Annotated in this window: 13 protein-coding genes and 2 pseudogenes; 4 read left to right on the top strand and 11 right to left on the bottom strand. The window is 71.2% G+C overall.

Annotation, left to right across the window (positions count from 1 at the left end; translation table 11 throughout):
* Nucleotides 1-39: 39 nt before the first annotated feature.
* Entirely contained in the window at nucleotides 40-876 is an 837-nt protein-coding gene (locus tag E4N62_RS10690; protein WP_184901550.1) for an aldo/keto reductase, read from the bottom strand.
* Nucleotides 877-1,108: 232 nt separating this feature from the next.
* Here E4N62_RS10690 and E4N62_RS10695 point away from each other — a divergent pair, with 232 nt between their 5' ends.
* Nucleotides 1,109-1,927: a Tat pathway signal sequence domain protein gene (locus tag E4N62_RS10695; protein ID WP_230213669.1), complete on the top strand. Its 819-nt coding sequence runs from the start codon at nucleotides 1,109-1,111 to the stop codon at nucleotides 1,925-1,927.
* A 38-nt stretch (nucleotides 1,928-1,965) separates the two neighbouring features.
* Here the strand turns inward: E4N62_RS10695 and E4N62_RS10700 are convergent, their stop codons facing one another.
* Both E4N62_RS10700 and E4N62_RS10705 read right to left on the bottom strand, forming a co-directional pair.
* Nucleotides 1,966-3,792 (bottom strand): long-chain fatty acid--CoA ligase, encoded by a 1,827-nt coding sequence (locus E4N62_RS10700; protein ID WP_230213670.1) that lies wholly within the window; start codon nucleotides 3,790-3,792, stop codon nucleotides 1,966-1,968.
* A 275-nt stretch (nucleotides 3,793-4,067) separates the two neighbouring features.
* Complete coding sequence (locus E4N62_RS10705) at nucleotides 4,068-4,943, bottom strand: LysR substrate-binding domain-containing protein (RefSeq protein WP_230213671.1); 876 nt, start codon at nucleotides 4,941-4,943, stop codon at nucleotides 4,068-4,070.
* 141 nt (nucleotides 4,944-5,084) lie between these two features.
* Here E4N62_RS10705 and E4N62_RS10710 point away from each other — a divergent pair, with 141 nt between their 5' ends.
* Nucleotides 5,085-6,140, top strand: a complete 1,056-nt coding sequence (locus tag E4N62_RS10710) for a bile acid:sodium symporter family protein (protein ID WP_230213672.1) — start codon at nucleotides 5,085-5,087, stop codon at nucleotides 6,138-6,140.
* Here E4N62_RS10710 and E4N62_RS10715 read toward each other — a convergent pair.
* The 7 genes and pseudogenes from E4N62_RS10715 to E4N62_RS10745 form a co-directional block, all read right to left on the bottom strand.
* Nucleotides 6,079-7,313: pseudogene (locus tag E4N62_RS10715) on the bottom strand (hypothetical protein). The gene E4N62_RS10710 and the pseudogene E4N62_RS10715 sit on opposite strands and share 62 nt — an antisense overlap.
* 10 nt (nucleotides 7,314-7,323) lie before the next feature.
* Nucleotides 7,324-9,276, bottom strand: a complete 1,953-nt coding sequence (locus E4N62_RS10720) for an exo-alpha-sialidase (protein ID WP_374116966.1) — start codon at nucleotides 9,274-9,276, stop codon at nucleotides 7,324-7,326.
* A 418-nt stretch (nucleotides 9,277-9,694) separates the two neighbouring features.
* Nucleotides 9,695-10,558 (bottom strand): formate dehydrogenase accessory sulfurtransferase FdhD, encoded by an 864-nt coding sequence (gene fdhD, locus E4N62_RS10725; protein ID WP_230213673.1) that lies wholly within the window; start codon nucleotides 10,556-10,558, stop codon nucleotides 9,695-9,697.
* An 8-nt stretch (nucleotides 10,559-10,566) separates the two neighbouring features.
* Nucleotides 10,567-11,427 (bottom strand): 2Fe-2S iron-sulfur cluster-binding protein, encoded by an 861-nt coding sequence (locus E4N62_RS10730; protein ID WP_230213674.1) that lies wholly within the window; start codon nucleotides 11,425-11,427, stop codon nucleotides 10,567-10,569.
* Nucleotides 11,424-13,256 (bottom strand): NAD(P)H-dependent oxidoreductase subunit E, encoded by a 1,833-nt coding sequence (locus tag E4N62_RS10735; RefSeq protein ID WP_230213675.1) that lies wholly within the window; start codon nucleotides 13,254-13,256, stop codon nucleotides 11,424-11,426. The genes E4N62_RS10730 and E4N62_RS10735 overlap by 4 nt, the downstream gene beginning before the upstream one ends.
* 6 nt (nucleotides 13,257-13,262) lie before the next feature.
* Nucleotides 13,263-15,209 (bottom strand): molybdopterin oxidoreductase family protein, encoded by a 1,947-nt coding sequence (locus E4N62_RS10740; RefSeq protein ID WP_230213676.1) that lies wholly within the window; start codon nucleotides 15,207-15,209, stop codon nucleotides 13,263-13,265.
* Nucleotides 15,206-16,149, bottom strand: a pseudogene (locus tag E4N62_RS10745) (2-dehydropantoate 2-reductase). The gene E4N62_RS10740 and the pseudogene E4N62_RS10745 overlap by 4 nt, the downstream one beginning before the upstream one ends.
* Before the next feature lie 270 nt (nucleotides 16,150-16,419).
* On the opposite strand from E4N62_RS10745, the gene E4N62_RS10750 reads away from it, so the two are divergent.
* Together E4N62_RS10750 and E4N62_RS10755 are read left to right on the top strand one after the other, a co-directional pair.
* On the top strand, nucleotides 16,420-17,754 hold the full coding sequence (locus E4N62_RS10750) for an OFA family MFS transporter (RefSeq protein ID WP_230213677.1): 1,335 nt from the start codon (nucleotides 16,420-16,422) through the stop codon (nucleotides 17,752-17,754).
* Nucleotides 17,720-17,857 (top strand): hypothetical protein, encoded by a 138-nt coding sequence (locus E4N62_RS10755; RefSeq protein ID WP_230213678.1) that lies wholly within the window; start codon nucleotides 17,720-17,722, stop codon nucleotides 17,855-17,857. Before E4N62_RS10750 ends, E4N62_RS10755 begins: the two co-directional genes overlap by 35 nt.
* Before the next feature lie 57 nt (nucleotides 17,858-17,914).
* Here E4N62_RS10755 and E4N62_RS10760 read toward each other — a convergent pair whose 3' ends face one another.
* A complete protein-coding gene (locus E4N62_RS10760; protein ID WP_230213679.1) occupies nucleotides 17,915-19,354 on the bottom strand; it encodes a hypothetical protein in 1,440 nt (479 codons plus the stop codon).
* Nucleotides 19,355-19,430 lie beyond the last annotated feature (76 nt).

Below are 19,430 nucleotides of genomic sequence, written 5' to 3' on the forward strand. Positions count from 1 at the left end.
GTCTCAGGTGAGGTCTCAGGTGCTGTCTCGGGCCCTGTCTCAGGCCTGGTTGAACGTCGCCGGGTCCGGGCCGATGCGCCGGTCCTCGTTCAGCGCGCTGATCGCGGCGATGTCCTCGGTGTCCAGGGAGAAGTCGAAGACCTCGATGTTCTCCTTGATGCGGGACGGGGTCACGGACTTGGGGATGACCACGTTGCCCAGCTGGAGGTGCCAGCGGAGGACCACCTGCGCGGGGGTGCGGCCGTGCTTCTGTGCGATCGCGATGATCGCCGGGACCTCCAGGAGCCCCTTGCCCTGGCCGAGCGGCGACCAGGCCTCGGTGGCGATGCCCTGCTCCGCGTGGTACTCGCGGGCGGCGAGCTGCTGCAGGTGCGGGTGCAGCTCGATCTGGTTGACGGCCGGGATGACGTTCGTGGCCTCGATCAGGGTCTCCAGGTGCTCCGGAAGGAAGTTGGAGACACCGATGGCCTTCGCGCGTCCGTCGGCGTAGAGCTTCTCGAACGCCTTGAACGTGTCGACGAAGGTGCCCCGGTCCGGCAGCGGCCAGTGGATCAGGTACAGATCGACGTACTCCAGGCCGAGCTTGTCCAGGGACTCGTCGAAGGCGCGCAGGGTGGAGTCGTAGCCCTGGTCGCTGTTCCAGAGCTTGGTGGTGACGAAGAGGTCCTTGCGGGCGACGCCGGCCTTGGCGAGGGCCTTGCCCGTGCCCTCCTCGTTGCCGTAGATCGCGGCGGTGTCGATGCTCCGGTAGCCGGCCTCCAGTGCGGTGGTGACCGCCTGCTCGGCCTCGTCGTCCGGCACCTGCCACACGCCGAAGCCCAGCTGGGGCATCTCGACGCCGTTGTTCAGGATGATCGGGGGGACCTTGCTGCTCACGAGCTCTCGATCCTTTAAGTCGTCGGGTGGTACTTCCCATCGTCAACGATCACGGCGCGCGATGCATTCCTGAGCGGCTCGCTCGCGCCCCGAACCGCAGATTGGCCGGAAATGGATCCGGCGGTCCCAGCCTATCGGTCTGGACCATTGACCGAACGCGGTCACGCGGGGAACCTGTCCTTGCCGCGACACATGTCGGTGAATCTCACTCACGTACGTGAATGGATGGCTCATGACCCCCACTCGAAGGAACGTTCTCGGCGCCGCGCTCGGCGGCGCCGCGGCGGCCGCCGTCGGGCTGCCGGCCCCCGCCGCGCACGCCGCCTCCTGGCAGTTGAAGTGGTCCCCCTCGGCGAGCGCCGACGGACTGCGCGCCTTCGAGACCCTGGAGGACGACCGCGCCGACTCCCACACCGCCGCCGCGCCGCACATCCGTGCCACCGGCGACACCTGGCGGTTCGACATGCACACCGTCGACCGGGACACCTCCACCGACCGCCAGCGCCATGAGGTCACCGGCCTGCGGACGGGCAGCGGCTTCCTGCGCTGGACCGAGGGGCAGACCTGGCGGGTCACCTACCAGATGTACATCCCGACCTCGCTGAAGGCGACCACCAGCTTCACGCACATCATGCAGATGAAACAGCCCGGCGCCGGCACCTCGCCGCTCGTCGTGCAGTCCCTGCGGCGGGATGGGGGCACCTCCCGCTCGAGCGAAGCCGAGAGTGGGGGAGGCGCGCAGACCATCGAGCTGAAGCTGCCGATCGACGACATCCTGGTCGGCCGCACCGACCTGGCGCCGCTGCACAACTCCTGGGTGGACGTCGACTTCCAGGTCAAGGTGGGCAACGGCTCGGCCGGTTCGGTGCGGTGGATCCTGAAGAAGGGCTCGACCACGCTCATCGACGTCTCCCGCAGCGGCGTCGACACCTTCCTCGCGGACCGGCTGCGCCCCAAGTGGGGCATCTACCGTTCGCTGGGCGACACCTCGGGTTCCCTGCAGAACTGCCATCTGCTGCTGCGGAACATGCGGGGCTACCAGTTGGTCTGACCGGCCGCCGACGGCGCCCGTGACGGGGCGAGCGGGTCTCACGCCCGGTACAGCGCCTCGACCTCGCTCGCGTACGCCTTCTCGATCGCCTTCCGCTTCAGCTTCAGCGAGGGCGTCAGCAGACCGTGCTCCTCGGTGAACTGGTGGGCGAGGATCCGGAACGTACGGATCGACTCGGCCTGCGAGACCAGGGTGTTGGCGGCGACCACCGCCCGCCGCACCTCGGTCTCCAGCTCCGGATCGCGCACCAGCTCGGCCGGCGACAGCTTCGCCTTGTGGTGCATCTGGAGCCAGTGCTCGACGGCCTCCCCGTCCAGGGTGACCAGCGCGGCGATGTACGGGCGGTCGTTGCCGACGACGATGCACTGGGCGACCAGCGGATGGTCGCGCACCCGTTCCTCCAGGATGGCGGGCGAGACGCTCTTGCCGCCCGAGGTCACCAGGATCTCCTTCTTCCGCCCGGTGATGGTGAGATAGCCGTCCTCGTCGAGGGAGCCCAGGTCACCGGTGGCGAGCCAGCCGTCGTGCAGCGTCTCGTCGGTGGCCTTCTGGTTGTTGAGGTAGCCCTGGAAGACGTTGGGGCCGCGCAGCCAGATCTCGCCGTCGTCCGCGATGTGCACGGTCATGCCCGGGATGGCCTGACCGACGGTGCCGTACCGGGTGCGCTCCGGCGGGTTGGCGGTCGCGGCCGCCGTGCACTCCGTCAGACCGTACCCCTCGAAGATGTGGACGCCCGCGCCCGCGAAGAACAGGCCGAGCCGACGGTCCATCGCCGAACCGCCCGACATCGCGTACTTGATCCGGCCGCCCATCGCCTCGCGGATCTTGCCGTAGACGACCTTGTCGAAGAACTGGTGCTGCATCCGCAGCCCGGCCGACGGACCGGGCCCGGTGCCCCAGGCCCGTGCCTCCATCGCGTCCGCGTACTTCACGGCGACCTCGACGGCCTTCTCGAACGGCCCGTCCCTGCCCTCGCGTTCGGCCTTGCGCCGGCTCGCGTTGAAGACCTTCTCGAAGATGTACGGCACCGCGAGGAAGAACGTCGGCTTGAAGGCGGCCAGGTCGGGCAGCAGGACCGCCGCGTTGAGCTGCGGCTGATGGCCGAACTTGACCTTCCCCCGGATGCCCGCGACCTGCACCATCCGCCCGAAGACGTGCGCGAGCGGCAGGAACAGCAGCGTCGCCGCCTCGTCACCCCTGCGGGACTTGAACAGCGGCGCCCAGCGCTCGATGACCGTGTCCGCCTCGACCATGAAGTTGGCGTGCGAGATGACACAGCCCTTGGGACGGCCCGTCGTGCCGGAGGTGTAGATGATCGTCGCGATCGACTCCGGCGTCACCGCGCGCCGGTGCCGGTGCACCACCTCGTCGTCGAGGTGCGCCCCCGACTCGTACAGCTCCTGCACCGCGCCCACGTCCAGCTGCCAGAGCCTGCGCAGCTGCGGGAGCCGGTCGATGACCGTGGCGATGGTCATCGCGTGGTCCTCGTGCTCGACCATCGCGGCCGTGCACTGGGAGTCGTACAGCATCCAGAAGACCTGCTCGGCCGAGGAGGTCGGGTAGACGGGGACGACCTGGGCGCCGACGGTCCACAGCGCGTAGTCGAAGAGGGTCCACTCGTAGCGCGTACGGCACATGATGGCGACCCGGTCGCCGAACCGGATGCCCTGCGCCAGCAGGCCCTTCGCCAGTGCGAGAACCTCGTCGCGGAACTCGGCGGAGGTCACGTCTCGCCACTCGCCCCGCTCGTCCTTGCGGCCGAGCGCGATGTGCGTCGGGTCCTCCTGGGCGTACTCGAAGACGACGTCGGCCAGGCCGCCCACCGGCGGCGCCGACGCCAACGGGGGGTTGGTGAACTCGCGCAAACCCGCTCCTCGTGGCGCTCCGCACAGCGCGTGAAAGCTACCTCACCGGGAGAACGGACGGGAGGGTCGTGGAGGGGGCGCATTCGAGGGGACGGCAGGGCGTGACGCCGGAAAACACACGCAGATGGGGAGGTCTCAGGCGCAATTTCTGACGCATCAGTGAGTTTCGGGGCCGCAATCTCCACCGAACCCGCACGGTCCGGTTACGGTGCGCGTCCTCGCGAACACGGTCTGGCCTGGGGAAACGCGAGCATCGTTCAGGTCCGGTCCGGGCGTCACACCCCCCGTGCACGGCCGTGGAGCCGGTCGCCGCCGACGAGGATGGCCGCCGCGAGGGCGTCCGCCGCGCTCGTCGCCGCACCCGGGCGGCGGCCGTGGACGAGGACGAAGTCGACCTCGCCGAGCTCCGGCAGCCCGGCCCGCTCCGGGACGCGGACCAGGCCAGGGGGCACCAGGCGGCGGGAATGCGCCATCACGCCGAGGCCCGCCCGGGCGGCGGCGACGAGGCCGTTGAGGCTGCCGCTGGTGCAGGCGATCCGCCAGGCGCGGCCCTCGCGCTCCAGCGCCTCCAGGGCCAGGGCGCGGGTGATGCCCGGCGGCGGATAGATGATCAGCGGGACCGGCCGGTCGGCGTCGAGACGGAGCCGCTCCGCGCCGATCCACACCAGCCGGTCCGTCCAGACGGGTTCGCCGCGGGGATCCTCCGGACGGCGCTTGGCCAGGACCAGATCGAGCTTGCCCGCCGCGAGCCGCTCGTGCAGTGTGCCCGACAGCTCGACGGTCAGCTCCAGCTCCACCTCGGGATGGTCGTGCCGGAAGGACTCCAGGATCTCCGGGAGCCGGGTCAGCACGAAGTCCTCCGAGGCGCCGAACCGCAGCCGTCCGCGCAGCCGGGTGCCGGTGAAGAACGCCGTCGCCTGCTCGTGCACCTCAAGGAGCCGCCGGGCGAAGCCGAGCATCGCCTCGCCGTCCTCCGTCAGCTCCACGGAGTGCGTGTCCCGGGAGAACAGCTGCCGCCCGGCCGCGTCCTCCAGCCGCCGCACGTGCTGGCTGACCGTGGACTGCCGCAGCCCCAGCCGCCGGGCGGCCTGGGTGAAGCTCAGGGTCTGGGCCACGGCGAGGAAGGTGCGGAGCTGGGAGGGGTCGTACACGAGCGCCAGCCTACCCGCTTATCGTGGAACGCGATAACAGTCAGAGCGGTATGAAGGATTCCCGATCAAGGGTCCGGAGAGGACGATGGAAAGGGGCCTTCCGGCCCCTGACGCACCCTCATCGAAAGTACGTGGAGCACCGTGAAACGCCTGAAGTGGCCGAGTTGGATGCCGATCGACCCGTACATCCTGCTGTTGCTCGGGACGGTGGGCGTCGCGGCGCTCCTCCCGGCGCGGGGTACGGCCGCCGAGGTCGCCTCGGGGGCGTCCACGGCCGCGATCGCCTTCCTCTTCTTTCTCTACGGCGCCCGGCTCTCCACCCGCGAGGCCCTCGACGGCCTCAAGCACTGGCGGCTCCACCTCACCGTTCTGGCCTGCACGTTCGTCATCTTCCCGCTGCTGGGTCTGGCGGCCCGCGGCCTCGAACCGGTGTTCCTCACCCCCTCCCTCTACACCGGTCTGCTCTTCCTGACCCTCGTCCCGTCGACGATCCAGTCCTCGATCGCCTTCACCTCGATGGCCCGGGGCAACGTCCCCGCCGCGATCTGCGCGGGCTCCTTCTCCTCCCTCGCGGGCATCGTGATCACCCCGCTGCTCGCCGCGAGCCTGCTGGGCGCCAGCGTCGGCGGCTTCTCCGCCGACTCGCTGCTGAAGATCGTGCTCCAACTGCTGGTGCCGTTCGTCGCCGGACAGCTGGCCCGCCGCTGGATCGCCGGCTTCGTCACCCGGCACAAGCGGATCCTCGGCCTCGTCGACCGCGGCTCCATCCTCCTCGTCGTCTACGTCGCCTTCAGCGAGGGCATGGTGCGCGGGATCTGGAGCCAGGTCAGTCCGCTGCGGCTCGCCGGACTCCTCGTCGTCGAGGCGGTCCTGCTCGCGGTGATGCTGCTGCTCACCTGGTACGGCGCCAAGGCCCTGCGCTTCGACCGGGCGGACCGCGTCGCGATCCAGTTCGCGGGCTCCAAGAAGTCCCTCGCCTCCGGACTGCCCATGGCGAGCGTCCTGTTCGGCCCCGAGGCGTCCCTCGCCGTCCTGCCGCTGATGCTCTTCCACCAGATGCAGCTGATGGTCTGCGCGGTCATCGCCAAGCGCCGCGCCAAGGACCCGGTGGAGGGCTCCGCGGACGAGCCGGCGGTCAGGGAGCAGCCAGACGAAGCGATACGAACCGCGGTCGGTACAGGGAAACGTTCCGGGTGATGTTCAGCTGCGCCGCCGCCGCGTCGGCGTCCAGCCAGTTGACGTCGTAGCTGAGCACCAGCCGCCCGTCGCCGACCGCCCGGTGCGCCTGTGGGTTGTACGCCGCGACGCCGCTGTTCGGCAGCGGGGGACTGAACCCCTCGGTGGGCCCGTGCCAGGGCCCGGTGGGGGAGCAGGCCCAGTACGCGGTCACGGTCGTCAGCCCCGCCGTCCCGGCGGCCATGGTGAACAGCACATAGGTGCGCCCGTCCCGGACGACGGTGAAGGCACTGCCCACCCCCTTGTCCGCACCGTTGCCGAGCACCGCCTTCGGCCGCCCCGCACCGCCCACCGTCTCCCGTCCCAGTACTCCCACGCCCCCGGCTCCCCGAGCCGGCCGCGCGGCACCCGGGCCACATAGGCGTGTGAGGTCGGCCGGGAGGCGGCCTGGGCGTCGGTGCCGCCGAAGACGTACGTCCACTCGCCCGCGTCCACGGCCGTCGTCCCGAACAGCACCCGCCGGGCCGGGTCAGCGACCGCCTCCTGGTCCAGCACCGTGGTGATCCCCTCCAGCCGCAGCTCCGGCAGCGACAGGGTGGCGACCTCGGTCGCGGTGGGCACCCCGTAGATCCACGGCGACGGTCCCGCCGTACGCGTCCACAGCAGCACCCGTACGACCTTCTCGTCCGAGCCGGGGGAGCGGGGCTCGACCCGGGCGGCCACCGGCCAGCGCCATCGCTGCGGGGCCGGGTCCGGGAAGACCGGCGCCGGGAGCGTGGCCTCCAGACGACCCGAAGGGGACATCACCACGGCCGAGTTGCGCACCAGGGGCGTGGCGACGTCCCGCCAGGCGACGGACTCGCCGGCCGGGTTGGGCGGTGGGTGCACCTGGCCCAGATAGGTGTCCGAGAACAGCCACAGCACCCGCCCGTCCGGGAGCCGCACGGAGTGGGTGCCGTCGCCGCCGGTCCAGTCGTCGGTGCGGGTGGCGTCGTCGCCGTACCGGGCGAACTCGCCGGTCAGCGACGCGTCCGGGTCCCAGTCCCGGACCGTACGGGCCGTGCAGGAGACGCCGCCCTCCCGGTCGTCGTCCGGGAGGGCGGTGAGCAGCACGGCGGCGAGGGCCAGGACCAGGGCCAGGATCAGGACCGGTCCGGCCCCCGTCCGCTGTCGCGCTCCGGCGTCGTCGGGCACGGAAGGGACGTTAGTTGCCCGCGTCCACCCGGTCCATGGGCAGTCGCAGGATCTCGCCGCGCGTCGCGGAGTCGGCCGACGAGAGCCCGGCCACTTCCGCGTCGCTCAACGCCCGGTCGTACACCCGTACTTCGTCGATCGAGCCGGTGAAGTGGGCGCGGCTGTCCACCCGTTGCCCGATGTGCACGCCGAACGGCGAGTTCCGGCTGACCGATCCGGGGACGTCGGCGGCGGTGAACGCGGTGCCGTCGACGAAGAGGGTGAGCTGCCCTCCCCCACGCTCGGCTGCGCTCGCGCGGGAGGTACCCCCATCGCGCCGTAGTACGAGCCGGTGCCACGCCCCGTCGTTGTACGCGCCCGTGGAGCGCACGGAGGCGGTGCGGGGCGGCGAGGCCCCGTCCCGCACGGTGATCAGCCCCGTCAGCCGCCCGGACGCCGGCTCCCCGCGCAGCCACACCTGCGGCTGTGTGGTGCCGACCCCGCCCATCCACAGCATCGGCTGCTCCCCGGCGGTCGCCGAGTACCGGAACCAGAGCGAGGCGGTGAACTCCTCGGTGCCGAGCGGCAGTCGGGACCGGTACGGCAGTCGTACGGCGTCGTCGGCGCCGTCGAACCCGAGCGCGCCGCCGACCACGCCGTCCGTGGGCCGGGCGCCCCCGAGGACGGCCGCCGGTCTGCCGCCGGGCGCGAGGTCCGGCGTCGTCGGGTCCGGGCCCCTGCGGGGCTTCAGCCAGTCCTCGGTGAACCGGGCGAAGCGGATCTCGTCCCGGGCGTCGACCGCGCCGCCCTCGTACAGCAGCCCGACGACCTCGTTGCCTGCCTCGCCGCCACCGATCCGGACCAGATCCGAGTAGCCGGACCAGTCCGTGGTGACGACCGTGCCCCGGTCCACGCTCTCCCAGGTGCGCCCGCCGTCGTACGAGGAGCGGATCGCCATGGTGCGGCGGCGGTCGGGGTCGGCCGGGGCCGCCAGCAGCATCCGGTTCCCGAGGCGCAGCACGGAGCCCTGCACCTGGGGCGTGTACAGGTCCGGGAGCGCCCGGAAGGGCCCGGTGAAGGTGGTGCCGCCGTCTTTGCTGACCGCCTGGCTGCGGTGGCCCAGGTCGGTGCCGTCCTGCTCGCGCCCGCTGACCAGCACCGAGCCGTCCGCGCGCTCGGCGAGTGTCAGTTCCGACGGCTTCTGGCGGAACGTTCCGTCGTCCGCGACCGGCCAGGTGTCCGTGGCGCCGATCCTCCAGTTCTCTCCGCCGTCATCGCTGGTCACGAGCGCCGCGTGGTTGGCGGTGACCCGGCCGTCCGCCCAGGTCTCGGCGTTGACGCCGAGCACGAGGCGCCCGGCGCGCGGCCCTCGGGTGAGCTGGATGCCGTGCACGGGGCCGGTGGCGTACCAGGAGTTCCAGTCGGCCGGGCGGATCTGGTCGCTCAGGCTGCGCGGCTCGGACCAGGTCAGCCCGTCGTCGTCGCTGTACTGGAGGTGCGGGGCGCGGTCGCAGGGGACGTCGCAGCTGGCGCTGTCGAGGCGGCCGGTGTTGTACGTCTCCGCCAGCACGATGCGGCCGGTCCGGCGGTCGACCACGGGGGCGGGGTTGCCGTGGGTGTCGCCGCCGCCCTCGTTGACCACCTGCAAGGGGCCCCAGGTGCGGCCGCCGTCCGTGGACCGCTTCACCACGAGGTCTATGTCGGCCGCGTCCCCGCAGTTCAGGACGCGGCCCTCGGCGAAGGCGAGCAGGGCGCCGGTGTTGCTTCGCACGATCGCCGGGATGCGGAAGCAGGCGTAGCCGGGGTCCTGGGAGGCCTTGAAGAGGACCTGCTGCTCGAACTCGGCCGTGGTGGGGGTGGGTTGGGGTGCGGCCCCGGCGGGGTGGGAGGGTGAGGGGCGAGGAGGGCGGTGGTGGTGAGCACCGCGGTGAGGGGGATCTGAGGCGTGCGCGAAGAATCGACGGCACGGTGGCCAGCCCTTCATCCGTCTGGGTGATGGGACATCGGACGTCCCACGTCCGATGTGCGGCCATGACGGTACTGGGGCGTCTGGGGCTCACAAGAACCGTGCGGGTGGGTGGGCGTGTTTCGCGTCAGGGGTGGGGGTGCGTGTTTCGTCGGCGGGTGCGGGTGGGTGAGGGCTCTCGCGCAGTTCCCCGCGCCCCTGAAAGCAGGGGCTGCGCCCGTGCCTTTCAGGGGCGCGGGGCCGTGGTCTCTCAGGTCCACAGGGCCTGATCTTCTAGGGGCGCGGGGAACTGCGCGACCAGCCCTCACCCACCCGCACCCGGCGACGAAACCAGTGGGCCCATGGCGTTGCCCGGCGGAGCAAACGGCGGGGCCCCCAGGGCGCAGGGGGCGCTCCCCGCCGTCGGGGGCCCCGCCGCCGTGTCGCGGGCGGCCGCTCACCCTTTCGCGGCCGCGGCCCGCAGAGCGATCCGGTGCTCGCCCGCGTACACGTTCATGGAGGCGCCCCGCAGGAAGCCCACCAGCGTCAGCCCGGTCTCCGCCGCCAGGTCCACCGCGAGGGACGACGGCGCCGACACCGCGGCCAGCACCGGGATCCCCGCCATCACCGCCTTCTGCGCCAGCTCGAACGACGCTCGCCCCGACACCAGCAGCACGGCCCTCGACAGCGGCAGCGACCCGCTCTGCAGCGCCCGCCCCACCAGCTTGTCCACGGCGTTGTGCCGCCCGACGTCCTCTCGCACGTCGAGCAGCTCGCCGTCCTCGCTGAACAGGGCCGCCGCGTGCAGACCCCCGGTCCGGTCGAAGACCCGCTGGGCCGCGCGGAGCCGGTCGGGGAGGCCCGCGAGGAGTTCGGGGTCGAGACGGACCGGGGGAGCGTCACCGCCGTGCGTGTCGTCGACGGCCCACCGGGCGGTCGTCCGTACGGCGTCCAGCGACGCCTTCCCGCACAGCCCGCAGGACGAGGTCGTGTAGACGTTGCGTTCGAGGGTGATGTCCGGGACGACGACCCCGGGGGTGGTCTTCACGTCCACCACGTTGTACGTGTTGGAGCCGTCGGCGGTCGCGCCCGCGCAGTAGACGATGTTCTGCAGGTCCGACCGTTCGGCGAGCACTCCTTCGCTGACCAGGAACCCCGCCGCCAGGGCGAAGTCGTCGCCCGGGGTGCGCATGGTGATCGCGAGCGGCTTGCCGTTCAGCCGGATCTCCATCGGTTCCTCGGCGACGAGCGTGTCCGGGCGGGTGGAGACCGCGCCGTCCCGGATGCGGATCACCTTGCGTCGTTCCGTGACTCGTCCCATGTCGTGTCTCAGTCCCGGTTCTGTACGTGCTGGTAGCCGAAACGGCCCTTGATGCAGAGATTGCCGTGGGTCACCGGGTTGTCGTGCGGCGAGGTGACCTTCACGATCTCATTGTCCTGCACATGGAGTGTGAGGTTGCAGCCCACACCGCAGTACGCGCACACCGTGGTGGTCTCCGTCTGCGCCGACTCGTCCCAGGCGCCCGCCGCCCGCATGTCGAACTCCGACTTGAAGGACAGCGCGCCCGTCGGGCAGACCTCGATGCAGTTGCCGCAGTACACGCAGGCCGAGTCGGTGAGCGGGGCGTCGTGTTCCACGGCGATCCGGGCGTCGAAGCCCCGGCCCGCGACGGAGATCGCGAACGTGTTCTGCCACTGGTCCCCACAGGCGTCCACGCACTTGTAACACAGGATGCATTTGTCGTAGTCCCGGACGTACAGCTCGTTGTCGACCTTCGGCTCCTCGTTCAGCCGGGCCGCGTCCGGGCCGAAGCGGTCCGGTTTCGCCTCGTACTCCTTGAGCCATCCCGCGACCTTCGGGGTCGTCGAGAGATCGACCGACGACGCGAGGAGTTCCAGCACGACCTTGCGGCTGTGCCGGGCGCGCTCGGTGTCCGTCCGCACCTCCATGCCTGGCTCGGCCTTGCGGGAGCAGGCCGGGACCAGGGTCCTGGCGCCCTCGACCTCGACGACACAGACCCGGCAGGCGTTCTTCGGGGTGAGGGTGTCGCCCTCGCAGAGGGTCGGCACGTCCTTGCCGGCGGCCCGGCAGGCGTCCAGGATCGTGGAGCCCTCGGGGGCGCGCACCGGCTCCCCGTCGAGGGTGAACTCCAGGAGGCGACGCGGCACTCCCAGCGGGATCACGGTCATTCGTACGCCCCCAGACGGTCGATGGCGGATTCCACGGCGTTCCACGCGGTCTGCCCGAGACCGCAGATGGAGGCGTCCCGCATGGCGCGGCCGACCTCCCTGAGCAGGGCGATGTCACCGGCCGCGGCCGCTCCGGTCCGCTCGGCGATCCGGTGCAGCGCCTCCTCCTGGCGTACGGTCCCCACCCGGCACGGCACGCACTGCCCGCAGGACTCGTCCCGGAAGAACTCGGCGATCCGCAGCAGCAGCCGGGGCAGCGGGACCGTGTCGTCGAAGGCCATCACCACCCCCGAGCCGAGCGTCGTGCCCGCCTCCCGCGTCCCCTCGAAGGTGAGCGGGATGTCCAGCTCGTCGGGGCGGACGAAACCACCGGCCGCGCCGCCGAGGAGGACGGCCCGCAGGCCGTCGCGCATGCCGGAGAGTGCGAGCAGCTCTCCCAGCGTGGCCCCGAAGGGCAGCTCGTAGATGCCGGGCCGCTCGACACTGCCCGAGACGCAGAACAGCTTCGGCCCGGTGGAGCGGGCGGTGCCGATCGCCGCGTACGCCGGGGCGCCCATGGTGAGGATCGGCAGGACGTTGACGAGCGTCTCGACGTTGTTCTCCACCGTCGGCTTGCCGAACAGGCCCTTCTCCACCGGGAACGGCGGCTTGGAGCGCGGCTCGCCCCGGTACCCCTCGATGGAGTTGAACAGGGCCGTCTCCTCGCCGCAGATGTAGGCCCCGGCGCCCCGGCGGATCTCGATGTCGAAGGCGTATCCCCGCCCGAGGACGTCTTCGCCCAGCAGGCCCCGGGCCCGGCACTGTGCCAGGGCGTTCTCCAGGAGGGAGAGGGCCCGCGGGTACTCGCCGCGCAGATACAGGTGGCCCTGGTGCGCGCCGGTCGCGTACCCCGCGATCGTCATCGCCTCGACCAGGGAGAACGGGTCGCCTTCGATGAGCACGCGGTCCTTGAAGGTGCCCGGCTCGGATTCGTCCGCGTTGCAGACGAGGTGGTGCGGACGGTCGGGCTGAGCCGCCGTGGCCTGCCACTTGCGGCCGGTGGGGAAGGCGGCGCCGCCCCGCCCGACCAGGCCCGAGTCGGTGACCTCGCGGATGACTCCGGCGGGCCCGAGTTCGAAGGCCCGCCGCAGGGCCGTGTAACCGCCGTGCGCCCGGTAGTCGTCGAGCGAGGACGGATCGACGACCCCGACGCGGCCCAGCAGCGTCAGCGACGGGTCCCCGGCCTGGGGGACCGCCATGGCCGCCGGCGGTTCCTCCTCGGCCGAGTCGGGCGCGCTCGCCGCGAGGACGGCCCGCTCGACGGTCGCGGGCGCCGCCACCGCCGTACGCACCGGGTCCCCGGCCTTGATCGCGAGCGCGGCGGGTGCCCGCTCGCACAGTCCCAGGCACGGGCCGCGCTGCACGCTCACCCCGCTGCCGAGGCCCAGGCGGGCCTCGACCCCGGCGCACACGTCGGCGGCCCCGGCCGCCGCGCACGCCAGGTCCGTGCACACGTGCAGCACCGTCGCGGGGCGCGGCTCGACCGAGAACATGGCGTAGAAGGTGGCCACGCCGTACGCCTCCGCCGGCGGGACGGTCAGCCGTCGGCAGAGGTAGTCCAGCGCGCCCTCGCTGATCCAGCCGATCCGGTCGTTGATCGCGTGCAACCCCGGCAACAGCAGGTCACGGCGTTCCCGGGCTTCCCGGCCGCCCCGTGCCCACCGCAGATCGGCGTCCGTCATCTCGTCGCGGGCCGCGCCCTCCCAGGAGGACTCCGGCGGCCCGAGCAGCGCGTCGACCGCCGCCTTCTCCTCGTCCGTCGGTTCGCTGTCACCGAAGTGCAGGTCCACTTGACGTCACCTCACGATGGTCGCGACGGGCAGCTTCTCGATCCGGATCGCCGACGCCTTGAACTCCGCCGTCCCCGCGATCGGGCAGTTGGCCTCGATCGTCAGCTGGTTGGTGTCCACCTCGTCGGGAAAGTGCATGGTCATGAAGGCCAGGCCCGGCCGCAGCCCGAGGTCGATCCACACCGGTGCCGTCACCGACCCGCGCCGCGAGGAGACCTGGACCTCCTCGCCGACCGTGACCCCGTAGCGCTCGGCGTCCTCCGGGCACAGCTCGATGTACTCCCCGCGCCGCAGCGGTGAGGCGTAACCGCCGCTCTGCACACCGGTGTTGTAGGAGTCGAGGCGCCGGCCGGTGGTCAGCCGGATGGGGAACTGCTCGTCCGTCAGATCCACCGGGGGGTCGTGCCGGACGATCCCGAAGGGCGCGAGCCTGCCCCGCCGCTCCGGGTCCGGATCCCACAACCGGCCGTGCAGATAGGTGGGTTCGAGCCGGTCGGTTTCCGGGCAGGGCCACTGGATGCCCTGGTGCTCCGCCAGCCGCTCGTACGTCATGCCGTAGTGGGCCGGCGACACCGACCGCAACTCGTTCCAGACGGCCTCGGCGTCGGCGTACTTCCAGTCGTGCCCGAGCCGGGAGGCGAGGTCGCAGATGATGTCGATGTCCTCGCGGGCCTCCCCGGGCGGGGTGACCGCCCGGCGCACCCGCTGGACCCGCCGTTCGCTGTTGGTGGTCGTGCCCTCCGTCTCCGCCCACCCGGCGGTCGCGGGCAGCACGACATCGGCCAGCTCGGCTGTCTTCGTGAGAAAGATGTCCTGGACGACGAGGAAGTCCAGCTCCCGTATGCGCCGCACGGCCTGCCCGCTGTCGGCCTCGGACTGCGCCGGGTTCTCCCCGATGCAGTACACGGCCTTCAGCGAGCCCTCCTCCATGGCCTCGAACATCTCCGTCAGGTTCAGCCCGTAGTGCGGCTGGATGACGGTGTCCCACGCCGACTCGAACTTCAGCCGGGACTCGGGGTCGAGGATGTCCTGGAAGCCGGGCAGCCGGTTGGGAATGGCGCCCATGTCGCCGCCGCCCTGCACGTTGTTCTGGCCGCGCAGGGGCTGCAACCCGGAGGCGTAGCGGCCCACGTGACCGGTCAGCAGCGAGAGGTTGATCAGCGCGCGGACGTTGTCCGTGCCGTTGTGGTGCTCGGTGATGCCGAGGGTCCAGCACAGCTGGGCGCGCTCGGCGCGGGCGTAGGCGTGCGCCAACTCCCGGATGGCGGCGGCCGGTACGCCCGTGACCTTCTCCGCGAGCGAGAGCGTCCAGGGCTCGACGAGCGCCCGGTACTCCTCGAAGCCGGTGGTCGCCCGCTCGACGAACGCCTCGTTGGTGAGGCCCGCGTGGATGATCTCGCGGCCGATCGCGTGCACCATCGGGATGTCGGTGCCCACGTTCAGCCCCAGCCAGCTCTCCGCCCATTCGGCGGTGGACGTCCGGCGGGGGTCGACCGCGTACATCCGGGCGCCGTTGCGTATCCCCTTCAGCACGTGCTGGAAGAAGATCGGGTGCGCGAAGCGGGCGTTGGACCCCCACATCACGATGACGTCGGTGTGCTCGATCTCCGCGTAGGACGAGGTGCCGCCGCCGGAGCCGAATGCGGCCGACAGACCGGCCACGCTCGGTGCGTGACAGGTGCGGTTGCAGGAGTCGACGTTGTTGGTGCCCATGACCACGCGGGCGAACTTCTGCGCCATGTAGTTCATCTCGTTGGTGGCGCGGGCGCAGGAGAACATGCCGAACGCGCCGCGGTTGCGCTCGATGCCACGGGCGGCCCGGTCCAGTGCCTCCTCCCAACTCGCCTGCCGGAAGGGTTCGTCGCGGGAGTCGCGGACGAGGGGACGGGTGAGCCTGGTGTAGCTCTTCGGTTGCCGGTTCTGCCATTTCTGCTGTTTCTGCCGGTTCTTCACGCGGCGCTCCTCAGCGCGAGCAGGTCCGAGATGGCGTGGACGGTGCGGAGTGTGGGCACCTCGACGCCGGTGATGTCCGCCAGTTCGACGACGGCGGCCAGCAGGACGTCGAGTTCCAGCGGTTTGCCGCGCTCCAGGTCCTGGAGCGTGGAGGTGCGGTGGTCGCCGACGCGTTCCGCGCCGGCCATCCGCCGTTCGATGGAGACCCCGACCTCGCAGCCCAGGGCCTCGGCGACGGCCAGCGTCTCGGCCATCATCGTCTCGATGACCTTGCGGGTGGCGCCGTGCAAACACATCTGCCGCATGGTCGCGCGGGCCAGGGCACTGATCGGGTTGAACGAGATGTTGCCGAGCAGCTTGATCCAGATGTCGCCCCGGATGTCGGGCTCCACCGGACACTTCAGACCGCCCGCCACCATGGCCTCGCTGAACGCCCGACAGCGCGCCGAGACCGTACGGTCGGGCTCCCCGATGGAGAACCGGGTGCCTTCCAGGTGCCGTACGACGCCCGGCCCTTCGAGCTCGGTGGCCGCGTAGACGACACAGCCGACGGCCCGTTCGGGCGCGAGCGCCGCACTGACCGCGCCGCCCGGGTCCACGCTCTCGACGCGGTGGCCGTCGTGCGGGCCGCCGTGCCGGTGCAAGTACCACCAGGGGATGCCGTTCTGGGCAGAGGCTTGATCAGCGGCCCGCACGCCGCGTACGAGTTGGCCTTGAGGCCCAGGAACACGAAGTCGACCGGGCCGATCTCGGCCGGATCGTCGGTGGCGTGGGCGCGGGCGGTGAAGTCCCCGCGCGAGCTGAGCACACGCACCCCGTCCCGCCTCATGGCCGCCAGATGCGGTCCACGGGCCACGAGATGCGTGTCCGCGCCGGTGCGGTGGAGCGCGGCGCCGACATAGGCGCCGATCGCACCGGCGCCGAGAACTGCGACTTTCATGGTGAGGGAGCTCCGTTCGGTCGAGGGATACCGCGGAGATGGCGCACTGTTCGAACTGTGTCGACGAAATATTGTCTACAGTATGGAAGTTGGGCCGACAAGACTTCGCGCAACGACCGGGCAAGGCATTACCCGGTCATGAAGGTGGCCGGTACGCGAAGGCGGGTCCGGCCGGGGAACGACCGTTCGGCGCGCGGTGGATACCGTTCATCGCATACGGTCGACGCGCCGCCTTCTCAACTCCCGCGCCACTCCCTACCGTCCGGGATCATGAGTCCCCCCGTCGCGCCTCCGGGCTGGAGCCGCTGGCTCGTCCCCCCGGCCGCGCTCTCCGTACATCTCTCCATCGGACAGGCCTACGCCTGGAGCGTCTTCAAGCCGCCGCTCGAAGCCGCGCTCGGCCTCAGCGGCACCCAGAGCGCCCTGCCCTTCCAGCTGGGCATCGTGATGCTGGGCCTGTCCGCCGCGTTCGGCGGCACCCTCGTCGAGCGCAACGGGCCGCGCTGGGCGATGACCGTCGCGCTCATCTGCTTCTCCTCCGGCTTCCTGCTCGCCTCCCTCGGTGCGGCCACCGAGCAGTACTGGCTGATCGTCTTCGGCTACGGCTTCGTCGGCGGCATCGGTCTGGGCATCGGCTACATCTCGCCCGTCTCGACCCTGATCAAATGGTTCCCGGACCGGCCCGGCATGGCCACCGGCATCGCGATCATGGGCTTCGGCGGCGGCGCGCTGATCGCCTCGCCCTGGTCCGCCCAGATGCTGGAGTCCTTCGGCTCCGACTCCTCCGGCATCGCCCTCGCCTTCCTGGTGCACGGACTGTCGTACGCCGTGTTCATGCTGCTCGGCGTCCTGCTGGTTCGGGTGCCGCGCACCGAGAAGCCGGTCGACAGCGGACCGAGCGTCCTCGCGGGCCCGCAGGTCTCGGCCCGCAACGCCATCCGCACCCCGCAGTTCTGGTGCCTGTGGGTCATCCTGTGCATGAACGTGTCCGCGGGCATCGGCATCCTGGAGAAGGCCGCCCCGATGATCACGGACTTCTTCGCGGACTCCTCCACCCCCGTCACCGTCACCGCGGCCGCCGGTTTCGTCGCGCTGCTCTCCGCGGCCAACATGACGGGCCGTATCGTCTGGTCCTCGACGTCCGACCTCATCGGGCGCAAGAACATCTACCGCGTCTACCTGGGCGTCGGCGCGCTGATGTACCTGCTGATCGCGCAGTTCGGCGACTCCTCCAAGCCGCTGTTCATCGTCTGCGCCCTGGTCATCCTGTCCTTCTACGGCGGCGGCTTCGCCACGATCCCCGCCTATCTGAAGGACCTCTTCGGCACCTACCAGGTCGGCGCCATCCACGGCCGGCTGCTCACCGCCTGGTCCACGGCCGGTGTCCTCGGACCGCTGATCGTCAACTGGATCGCCGACCGGCAGGAGGAGGCGGGCAAGTCCGGCTCCGATCTCTACGGCACGTCATTCTTCATCATGATCGGGCTGCTCGTCGTCGGCTTCGTCGCCAACGAGCTGGTCCGGCCCGTCCACCCCCGCTTCCACATCCCCGCCCCGAGGGAGGCCGCCGATGTCGTCCAGCGACAGCAGTCCGAACCCGCCTGACCGGCGCCCCCTGATCGTCTTCGCGTGGATCTGGGTGGGCGTTCCGCTCACCTACGGGCTGTACGAACTCGTACGGAAGGCCACGCAACTCTTCACCGGGTGAGTGCCACGACCGTGCTGTGCTCCGGTGCCGGTGCCGGTGAACCCGGCATCGGCACGCTCACGTCGCGGACCGGTCCTCGGCGGCTGTCGGCTGATGTGCCGTCACGGCGGTGGGGAGGGTGGCGGCGGCACTGTCGTGCCGGACGCCGGAGCCCGCCGTGGGCCGGTCGGGGGCGCTGCGGTCCAGCCAGAGCAGCAGCACACCGAGCGCGCAGGCGAGCGCAGGCCAGTAGACGTAGCGGTAGTTCGTCGCCGGGACGATGGGCAGATAGCCGAGCACATACGCCAGCGAGCTGATGCCCAGCGCCCGGATCGGCAGGGAGAACCTCCCCCTGCCCGGACGGACGGCGAGCACGAGCGCGACGGCGAGCCAGAACCATCCCCGGAAGAGCGGTCGCAGATCGGTGGCAACGCCGTTGACGTACGAGGCGAGGGTGGCCTCCAGTCGGGGGCGGGCCACCTCGACGCCGAGGTCGTTGGCGAAGACCCCCGGCTGGTACACGTAGCCCGTCTCGAAGAGCAGGGCGGTGAAGACCCGCAGGCGGTACTGGAGATAGCCGGAGAGGTGTCCGCGCATCTCGCGCAGCCAGAGGGAGGTGAGCTCGTCCGCGTCGCCGGCCATGCCGTCCGGCGAGCGTTCGTAGCAGGCCCAGTAGGCGTCCGACAGGGCGTCGACGCGGTCGCACTCCTCGGCGGCGGCCACCAGGCGGTCCCGCAGCTCCGGCCGCACGTCGGCCGACCGCAGTTCCTCCACGGTCAGCACGTGGACGAGGTCGTCGAGCACGATCTGCGCGCCCTGGTCCGTCTGCACGGGCCGCGCGATCAAGGAGATCGCCGCGGCGGGCAGGACGACCGCGGCCACCAGCGCTGCCGTGCACGCGGCCCACGTACGGCGCCCGGGGGAGTGCCACAGTGCGAGGACGAGCAGGACGAACATCGGGATCGCGGCGAGGAAGGCGTTCTTGCGCACGAGCACGGCGTAGGCGAGGAGGAGCACGCCCAGCCAGAGCAGACCCCAGCGCATCCTGGGGGACAGTCCGCGGTCCCGCAGCCGCAGCCCGACGAACGCCACCGCGCAGGCCGCCAGCAGCGCGCAGGCCGCGTGCACGTCCTTCCAGACGACGCCGACGAAGGTCAGTACGGGGGGAGTCAGCCCGAGACCGAGGACGGCGAGCGAACCGGCACGGCTCGCGGTCATCTCCCAGACGCACCGGGCGAGCACCCACAGCGCGCCCCAGAGGACGACGGACTGGAGGACGGCCATCGACGCGGGCGTCCCGGTGACGGCGATCAGTGCGCGCCACACCAGGCTCAGCACGGGCGGATGCCAGTCGGTCAGCGGCGTCCTGCCCATGGCCTGCCGGAGCTGGTCGATGCTGTCGGGACTCATGAACCCGGGGGTGAAGACGACGGACGTGGCCAGGCAACACGCGACGGCGACCCCGGTCAGCCACCAGGTCCAGCGCTTTTCGCCCGGAATGCGCACCTTTTGTCCCATGCGGCGGATGCTAACAGCGCCGACGGGACCGAACGGGCGGGGCGGGGCGCGACGCGGGTCGGGGCGAGGCGGGGTT

Origin of the sequence: Streptomyces sp. MNU76 (genome assembly GCF_020982545.1) — a bacterium.
In the GTDB taxonomy this organism is placed as follows: domain Bacteria; phylum Actinomycetota; class Actinomycetes; order Streptomycetales; family Streptomycetaceae; genus Streptomyces.